The sequence below is a fragment of the Kribbella albertanoniae genome, assembly GCF_004348455.1.
GTDB lineage: Bacteria > Actinomycetota > Actinomycetes > Propionibacteriales > Kribbellaceae > Kribbella > Kribbella albertanoniae.
Genome location: NZ_SMKA01000363.1, coordinates 1 through 7413 on the forward strand (window position 1 = coordinate 1; position 7413 = coordinate 7413).

Below are 7413 nucleotides of genomic sequence, written 5' to 3' on the forward strand. Positions count from 1 at the left end.
CCACCACCCCCGTCCTAGCCCTGACCGCCATCACCGCAGCCCTCCTCCTCACCGGCCTAACCACCTTCCGCCACCGAGACATCGGCTAACCAGACCGCGCTGGCTGAGGGGTCCAGCGCCTGACTGCCCCGCCCGGCCATCCGCCGGGCGGGGCAGGCTGTTTACGATCGCTGGGTGCTTTGGACTGAGCGGTTGGTGGAGTTTTGGAGTGAGCGGCATCTGGGGGTGCTGAGCACTGTGCGGGGGGACGGGTCTGTGCATGTGACGCCGGTGGGGGTGACGGTGGATGCTGAGGCGGAGGTGGCTCGGGTGATTTGCTCGGGGGCGTCGTACAAGGCTCGGGTGATTCGGCGGTTGGGGAGTGCTGCGGTGGCGGTGACGCAGGTGGATGGGCGGCGGTGGAGCACGCTGGAGGGGCGTGCGGTGGTGGTGGACGAGCCGGAGCGGGTGCGGGATGCGGAGCGGCGGTATGCGCGGCGGTACAAGGAGCCGCGGGTGAATCCGCAGCGCGTGGTCATCGAGATCACTGTCACGAAGGTGCTTGGCAATGGTGGTTGAGGTGGTCGGGATCGGGGCGGACGGGTGGGCCGGTCTGTCGACGGCTGCTCAGGAGGTGATTGCCAAGGCTGATGTGCTGATCGGGAGTGCGCGGCAGCTTGGGCTGGTTCCGGACGGTACGGCGGAGCGCCGCGCCTGGCCGTCGCCGTTGTCGGAGGCGTTGCCGGGGTTGCTGGCGGAGTACCGGGGGCGGAGGGTTTGTGTGCTGGCCAGTGGGGATCCGACGTTCCACGGGATCGGTACGACGCTCGTTCGGTTGCTGGGGGCAAGTGCTGTGCGGGTGATTCCGCATCCGTCGAGTGTTTCGCTGGCGTGTGCGCGGCTGGGGTGGGCGCAGGAGCAGGTGCAGGTGGTCAGTCTGGTGGGGCATCCGACTGAGTTGGTCCATCCGCAGGTGCAGCCGGGGCGGCGGTTGGTGGTTCTGAGCTGGGGTGCGCGGACACCGGGTGAGGTGGCGGTGCTCCTAACAGCGCGCGGCTACGGGGCGAGTGAGTTCACTGTGCTGGAGCAGTTGGGCGGACCGGGCGAGCGTGTGACCAGTACGACGGCTGAGGCGTGGGCTGGTGAGGTGGACCCGCTCAACGTGATCGGAGTGCACTGTGCGGACGGACCGGTGTTGTCGACGGCACCTGGGTTGCCGGACGCGGCGTACGAGAGTGATGGGCAGCTGACGAAGCGTGAGGTGCGTGCGGTGACGCTGTCGCGGCTGGCGCCGGTGCCGGGGCAGTTGCTGTGGGATGTGGGCGGGGGAGCGGGCAGCATCGCGATCGAGTGGTCGCGTCATCACCCGTCCTGCCGGGCGATCGCTGTCGAGCGCGACGAGGAGCGGCTCAAAAGACTCGAGCGGAACGTCGCTGCGCTGGGTGCGAAGGTGGTAGCGGTCCACGGTTCGGCTCCGGAGGCACTCAACAGCCTGGAACAACCAGATGCGGTGTTCGTCGGCGGCGGAGCGACTGCGCCCGGGATGATCGAGGTGTGCTGGGCGGCGCTGCGGCCCGGCGGGCGGTTGGTGGTGAACGGCGTGACGCTGGAGACCGAGGTACTGATTGCGCGCTGGTACCAGGAGCTGGGTGGTGATCTGGTGCGGCTGGACGTGCAGCGGGCCTCAGCGGTCGGTGGGATGACCGGGTGGCGTCCGGCGATGCCGGTGACGATCTGGAGTGTGACGAAGTGACGGTGCACTTCATCGGAGCCGGGCCGGGTGCGGCGGACCTGATCACGGTCCGCGGGCGGGACCTGATCAGTGCGTCGCCGGTCTGCTTGTACGCCGGTGCGCTGGTGCCGGTTGAGCTCCTCGAGCACTGCCCGCTCGGAGCGCGCAAGGTCGACACCGCGAACCTCGACCTGGATCAGATCGTCGCTGAGCTAGCGGCCGCGCATTCGGCCGGCCTGGACGTGGCGAGGTTGCACTCCGGGGACCCGTCGGTGTTCAGCGCGATGGCTGAGCAGATGCGCCGCCTCGACGCGCTCGGCATTCCGTACGACGTCACACCCGGCGTACCGGCGTACGCGGCCGCCGCTGCGACCCTCAACCGCGAGCTGACCGTGCCAGAGGTCGGCCAGACGGTCATCCTGACCCGGATCGGCGGCCGTGCCTCGGCTATGCCTGCAGGTGAGGATCTCACCACGCTCGGCGCGAGCGGGGCGACACTGGTGCTGCACCTGGCCGTGCAGCAGATCGATCGCGTGGTCGAAGAGCTCCTGCCGAACTATGGCGCCGACTGTCCGGTCGCAGTTGTCGCCAAAGCCTCGCGCGACGACGAGGAGGTGCTGCGGGGGACACTGGCCGACATTGCGGAGCAGGTGCAGGCTGCGGGCATCCGCCGTACGGCGGTCATCGTGGTGGGGAAGGTGCTGGTGGCAACCGAGTTCCGGGACAGCCATCTGTACTCGACTACGCGTGAGCGATGAAGGTCCTGCTGCTGGGTGGTACCGGTGAGGCGCGTGAGCTCGCCGCGCAACTGGTGGCCAACGGCATCGACGTCACCTCGTCGCTGGCTGGGCGCACCAAGGACCTGCGGTTGCCGGACGGCGCAGTGCGGGTCGGCGGCTTCGGCGGAGTGACAGGGCTGACGGAGTGGCTGCAGAGCCACCCGGTCGATGCGGTCGTCGATGCGACCCATCCGTTCGCCGCAACGATGACCGAGCACGCAGTCACGGCCACGCGGGAGGCCGACGTACCGCTGCTGGTACTGCGACGCCCGGGCTGGTCGGCAACGCCGGGTGACGACTGGCATTGGGTGGACACGGCGGCGGCCGCGGCTGAGCTCCTGCCGTCGATTGGCGGGCGAGTGTTCCTCACGATCGGCCGCCAGGGGCTGGAGACGTTCGCAAGCACCGGCCTCTGGACGCTCGCGCGCTGCGTGGACCCGCCCGAGCCCGCACCGACCTGGTGCACCCTGCTGCTCGACAGAGGCCCGTACGACGTCGCCGCCGAACTGGAACTGCTCGGCCGGCACCGGATCGACGTACTGGTCACGAAGGACAGCGGTGGCCCGCAAACCGAGGCGAAGCTCACCGCGGCCCGCGAACTCCAGCTGCCGGTAGTTCTGATCCACCGCCCAGCCGCACCGCTCGGCGTGCCTGTGGTCGAGACAGCGGCCGCCGCGACCAGTTGGCTTCAAGCCCTCTGACAGCGGAAGTAGAGCAGACCGGGTACCGCCTGCCAGACGGGGCGATCGCCGACCGGCTCCAGCATCTTCACGATGGGTAGCCCGGCCGCAGTCAACGTGTTGACGTAGGTCGACAGCATCCGGTGGTAGGCGACCCGTGGCAGGATTTCCAGCCGCGTGACGCTGTTGTAGGGACCCTCGTCGAAGTAGCGGCCGACGATGCGTCTCGTCGTTCCGTCGACGTGGTCGATCAGCTCACCGTCGGCCGGCGTCTTGTAACAGGGATGCACGATCGACGCGACGAACGACCCGCCAGGCTTGAGGATCCGCGCAATCGACCGCACGGTCGGCTCGAGCTCCGGGATGTCCATCAAGGCCATGTGGCAGACCACTGCGTCGAACGAGGCGTCCGGGATGCTGCGGAGTTCGTGCGCGTCGTCGTGGACGTACTCGATCCCGCGCGGCGACTCCTGCTCGAGTCTGCGCGCATGCGCCAGCAGGGACGCCGAGGCGTCGATGCCGACCACCTCAGCGCCCAGCTCGGCCAGGCGTCGTGCGTCGCGACCCTGACCGCAGGCGACCGCGGCAATGCGCTGACCGTTCACATCGCCGACCAGCGCGTCGAAGGTCGGATCGTCGAAACCGGCGCCGACGCCCGCGTGGTAGGCATCCGCCAGTTCTTCGTAGGCGCTTGTGAGGTTCACCATGTTCGTTGAACGGCCGCTGTGCGACCGGCGTTCCTGGTTCGCTATCAGCAGACGGCTGGATAGATTGGGCGCATGGGGATTCAGATCGCACCGAGCATCCTGGCCGCGGATTTTGCCCGGCTGGCCGACGAAGCGGCGGCCGTGTCGAATGCGGACTGGCTGCACGTTGACGTGATGGACAACCACTTCGTGCCGAACCTGACGTTGGGCCTGCCGGTGGTGGAGTCGCTGGCCAAGGCGACCGATACTCCGCTGGATCTGCATCTGATGATCGAGGACCCGGACCGCTGGGCGCCGGGCTACGTCGAGGCGGGCGCGTCCAGCGTCACCTTCCACGTGGAGGCCTGCCGGGCGCCGATCCGGACAGCGCGGGAGATCAGGGCCAAGGGGGCGCGGGCGGCGATGGCGCTGAAGCCGGCGACCCCGATCGAGCCGTACGAGGACCTGCTGGCCGAGCTGGACATGATCCTGATCATGACGGTGGAGCCCGGGTTCGGTGGGCAGAAGTTCCTGGACGTGTGCGTGCCGAAGATCCGCCGTACCAAGGAGTTGCTGGTCAAGCACGGCCTCGACCTGTGGATCGAGATCGACGGCGGAGTATCGGCCGAGACGATCGAGCGGTGCGCGGAGGCCGGTGCGGACGTGTTCGTAGCCGGCTCCGCGGTGTACGCCGCCGACGACCCGAACGCGATGGTCGAGAAGCTACGCTCCCTCGCCGCGCAGGCCGCTGGCTGACACGTCTGCGGCCGACTGCTCCGGGGGGATCCTGAGCAGCAGCACCAACGACAGCGCGGCGAGTGCGGTGGCGACCAGCCAGACGTAGCGAACACCGAAGCTCTCGACGACCGCACCTGCGACCGCCGACCCGATCGCGGCACCACCCATCGCCGCACTGCCCATCCAGCCGAACACCTCGGTCCGGACCGTATCCGGTGTCAGCGCACCGAGACGCTCGTACAGCGCACCGATCGCAGGTGCCAGCGTCACGCCGGAGACCAGCAGGGCAACTCCCAGTGACACCGGCGACCAGGTTGCGAACACGCACAACAGCATCCCGGCCGTGACCAGGGCAGCCCTGCGCCACAAGTACGACGTACGTCGCCCTGGCAGTGCACCCGCGACCGCTCCGCCGACCAGGCTGCCGAACGCCCAGACAGCCTCCATGATCCCGGCGATCAGCCGGTTCCCGTGCTCGTCCGCGAACGCGACGATCCCCAGTGAGATCCCGCTGAACGCCATGATCCACAGGCCGAACGACAGGATCAAAGGCAGGCGGTAGTGATGCCAGAGCAACTGACCTGCCGTCAGTGGCGCTGGACCGTCCGCGTCGCGGGGGAGCGGCCGGGGTTGTCGGAGCGCATACCACCAGATGAACACGGCTGACATCGACGCTGCCAGCAGCACGCCGAGCCGCGGGCTGGCCACGCTCACAGCCGTTGCCCCGAGCATCGGGCCGACGATGAACAGCAATTCCTGGGCCGTCGCATCCAGCGAGTACGCCGTCCGCAGAGCCGGCCCCTGAACCACCCGCGGCCACGCGGCCCGCAAGGTTTGCATCACCGGCGGCACGAGCCCGCCGGCGAGAAACGTCAAGACCGGCATCAAGCGATAGAGCCCATCGGGAAGGGCCGCCACCAGGAACAGGGCCACGCTCCACGACACGCCGGTCACCAGCAGCACTCCACGAGCCCCACGCCGGTCGGCTGTCCGGGCCCAGAGCGGACCGGCGATCGCCATCCCGATCGAGTACGCCGCCGCGACGACCCCCGCCCAGCGGAAGGACCCACTCAGGTCCTTCGCCAGGAACGCCACCGGCACCATGGTCGCGAGCACCGGCAGCCGGGCCAGCAGTGACGAGGCGAGCAAACCCATCACGCCAGGCGTCCGCCACAGCTCGCGATACCCGGAAAGCTCCATGTCCGCATTCTGTCTGCCGCCTCCGACAATTACGATGGCCCGATGAGCGACCACAAGCCGGTGGAGAGCTGGCTGACCGATATGGACGGCGTTCTCGTGCACGAGGAGCGCGCGATCCCGGGCGCGGCCGAGTTCATTGCGACGTTGCAACGCTCGGGCAAGAAGTTCCTGGTGCTGACCAACAACTCGATCTTCACGCCGCGGGATCTGCGCGCCCGGTTACTTGCCGCGGGCATCGATATTCCCGAGGACGCGATCTGGACCAGCGCGCTGGCCACGGCGCAGTTCCTCGACGACCAGCGCCCGGGCGGTACGGCGTACGTGATCGGGGAGGCGGGGTTGACCACGGCCCTGCACGAGGTCGGGTACGTGCTGACCGACCGCGCGCCGGACTACGTCGTACTCGGGGAGACCCGGACATATTCGTTCGAGGCGATCACGAAGGCGATCCGGCTGATCGCGGACGGTGCGCGGTTCCTGGCCACCAACCCGGATCCGACCGGCCCGTCCCAGGAGGGGCCGCTGCCGGCGACCGGTTCGGTGGCGGCGCTGATCACCCGCGCGACGGGCGTCGCGCCGTACTTCGTCGGCAAACCGAACCCGTTGATGATGCGCAGCGCCCTGAACCGGATCGAGGCGCACTCCGAGACCGCGGTGATGATCGGCGACCGGATGGACACCGACATCATCAGCGGTCTCGAGGCCGGTCTACGCAGCGTGCTGGTGCTGACCGGGTCGACCAGCGAGCACGAGGTCGACCGGTTCCCGTACCGGCCGACGCGGATCGTCGAGTCGATCGCCGACGTCGTACCGCTGGTCGAAGCACTCGGCTAACACGAGAGCGTGCGGAAGCCGTATCCCTGCGCCTTGAGCTTCTCCAGGATGCTCGGGAGCGCCGCGATGGTCTGACTTCGGTTCCCGCCGCCGTCGTGCATCAGGATCACCGAACCGCTCGCCACGCTGCTCAGCACCCGCTTCTCGATCACCGCAGCACCCGGCTTCGACCAGTCCCGCGAGTCGATCGTCCACATCACCAGTTCCTTGCCAAGCTCCTTCGCCCGCTGCCGGACGGTCGAACTCACCCCGCCGTACGGCGGCCGCAGGCAGGTCGTCGTGATCCCGGCCGCGGACCGGATCGCCTGATCGGTATCGCCGACCTGCTTCCGGAACCCGGCCGCGGTTTGATGCCGGAGGTCGGCATGCGTCCACGTGTGGTTCTGGATGACGTGCCCGGCCGCGTGGATCCGCTTGGTCAGCTCCGGATGCCGCGCCACGTTCTTCCCGACCTCGAAGAACGTCGCCTTCACCTCGTACTTCGCCAGCACCTCGAGCACCTTCGGCGTGTACGCCGGATCAGGCCCATCGTCGAACGTCAGTACGACGTACTTGGTGGGCAACGGTGTCTTCACCGGCGCAGCCACAGCAGGCGGCACCGGAGCCGGCGGCGCAGGCCGGGCCGCAGCCACCACGATCGTCCCGATCACCACACTCACACCGACCAGCATCGCCAGCCCGGTCAACCGCTGACCGGTCCGCGTCAGTCGAGTCTCCATGCGTCCCCCTGGGCGGGTGGGCCTCACTCCACCCGCCCAGGGGGACGCATGGAGACTCGACTGACG

Annotated in this window: 9 protein-coding genes; 6 read left to right on the top strand and 3 right to left on the bottom strand. The window is 68.6% G+C overall.

Features of this window, described 5'->3' with window-relative positions:
* Nucleotides 1-174: 174 nt before the first annotated feature.
* Genes E1261_RS41395 through E1261_RS41410 form a run of 4 tightly spaced genes read left to right on the top strand, consistent with a single transcriptional unit; the run spans nt 175 to nt 3191 of the window.
* The gene (locus tag E1261_RS41395; RefSeq protein ID WP_132415237.1) at nt 175-558 is read left to right on the top strand and encodes a TIGR03618 family F420-dependent PPOX class oxidoreductase; all 384 of its coding nucleotides are present in this window, start codon (nt 175-177) and stop codon (nt 556-558) included.
* A complete protein-coding gene (gene cbiE / locus E1261_RS41400) occupies nt 548-1732 on the top strand; it encodes a precorrin-6y C5,15-methyltransferase (decarboxylating) subunit CbiE (protein ID WP_132415238.1) in 1185 nt (394 codons plus the stop codon). The genes E1261_RS41395 and cbiE overlap by 11 nt, the downstream gene beginning before the upstream one ends.
* Nucleotides 1687-2469: a precorrin-4 C(11)-methyltransferase gene (gene cobM / locus E1261_RS41405; RefSeq protein ID WP_476703278.1), complete on the top strand. Its 783-nt coding sequence runs from the start codon at nt 1687-1689 to the stop codon at nt 2467-2469. The genes cbiE and cobM overlap by 46 nt, the downstream gene beginning before the upstream one ends.
* Complete coding sequence (locus E1261_RS41410) at nt 2466-3191, top strand: cobalt-precorrin-6A reductase (protein WP_132415240.1); 726 nt, start codon at nt 2466-2468, stop codon at nt 3189-3191. The genes cobM and E1261_RS41410 overlap by 4 nt, the downstream gene beginning before the upstream one ends.
* On the opposite strand, the gene E1261_RS41415 is transcribed toward E1261_RS41410, so the two are convergent.
* Complete coding sequence (locus E1261_RS41415; RefSeq protein WP_132415241.1) at nt 3179-3877, bottom strand: class I SAM-dependent methyltransferase; 699 nt, start codon at nt 3875-3877, stop codon at nt 3179-3181. The two genes, E1261_RS41410 and E1261_RS41415, sit on opposite strands and share 13 nt — an antisense overlap.
* A 72-nt stretch (nt 3878-3949) precedes the next feature.
* Here E1261_RS41415 and rpe point away from each other — a divergent pair, with 72 nt between their 5' ends.
* On the top strand, nt 3950-4612 hold the full coding sequence (gene rpe, locus E1261_RS41420) for a ribulose-phosphate 3-epimerase (protein ID WP_132415242.1): 663 nt from the start codon (nt 3950-3952) through the stop codon (nt 4610-4612).
* Here the strand turns inward: rpe and E1261_RS41425 are convergent.
* Complete coding sequence (locus E1261_RS41425) at nt 4580-5794, bottom strand: MFS transporter (protein WP_132415243.1); 1215 nt, start codon at nt 5792-5794, stop codon at nt 4580-4582. The genes rpe and E1261_RS41425 overlap by 33 nt on opposite strands.
* Nucleotides 5795-5836: 42 nt before the next feature.
* Between E1261_RS41425 and E1261_RS41430 the strand changes: the two genes are divergently transcribed.
* A complete protein-coding gene (locus tag E1261_RS41430) occupies nt 5837-6628 on the top strand; it encodes an HAD-IIA family hydrolase (protein WP_132415244.1) in 792 nt (263 codons plus the stop codon).
* On the opposite strand, the gene E1261_RS41435 is transcribed toward E1261_RS41430, so the two are convergent.
* Nucleotides 6625-7347: a polysaccharide deacetylase family protein gene (locus tag E1261_RS41435; RefSeq protein WP_238176776.1), complete on the bottom strand. Its 723-nt coding sequence runs from the start codon at nt 7345-7347 to the stop codon at nt 6625-6627. The two genes, E1261_RS41430 and E1261_RS41435, sit on opposite strands and share 4 nt — an antisense overlap.
* Nucleotides 7348-7413: the final 66 nt, after the last annotated feature.

Coding starts and splice junctions, on each gene's coding strand:
- cbiE (WP_132415238.1), top strand. CDS start 548: ATGGTGGTTGAGGTGGTCGGGATCGGGGCGGACGGGTGGGCCGGTCTG.
- E1261_RS41410 (WP_132415240.1), top strand. CDS start 2,466: ATGAAGGTCCTGCTGCTGGGTGGTACCGGTGAGGCGCGTGAGCTCGCC.
- E1261_RS41415 (WP_132415241.1), bottom strand. CDS start 3,877: ATGGTGAACCTCACAAGCGCCTACGAAGAACTGGCGGATGCCTACCAC.
- rpe (WP_132415242.1), top strand. CDS start 3,950: ATGGGGATTCAGATCGCACCGAGCATCCTGGCCGCGGATTTTGCCCGG.
- E1261_RS41425 (WP_132415243.1), bottom strand. CDS start 5,794: ATGGAGCTTTCCGGGTATCGCGAGCTGTGGCGGACGCCTGGCGTGATG.
- E1261_RS41430 (WP_132415244.1), top strand. CDS start 5,837: ATGAGCGACCACAAGCCGGTGGAGAGCTGGCTGACCGATATGGACGGC.
- E1261_RS41435 (WP_238176776.1), bottom strand. CDS start 7,347: ATGGAGACTCGACTGACGCGGACCGGTCAGCGGTTGACCGGGCTGGCG.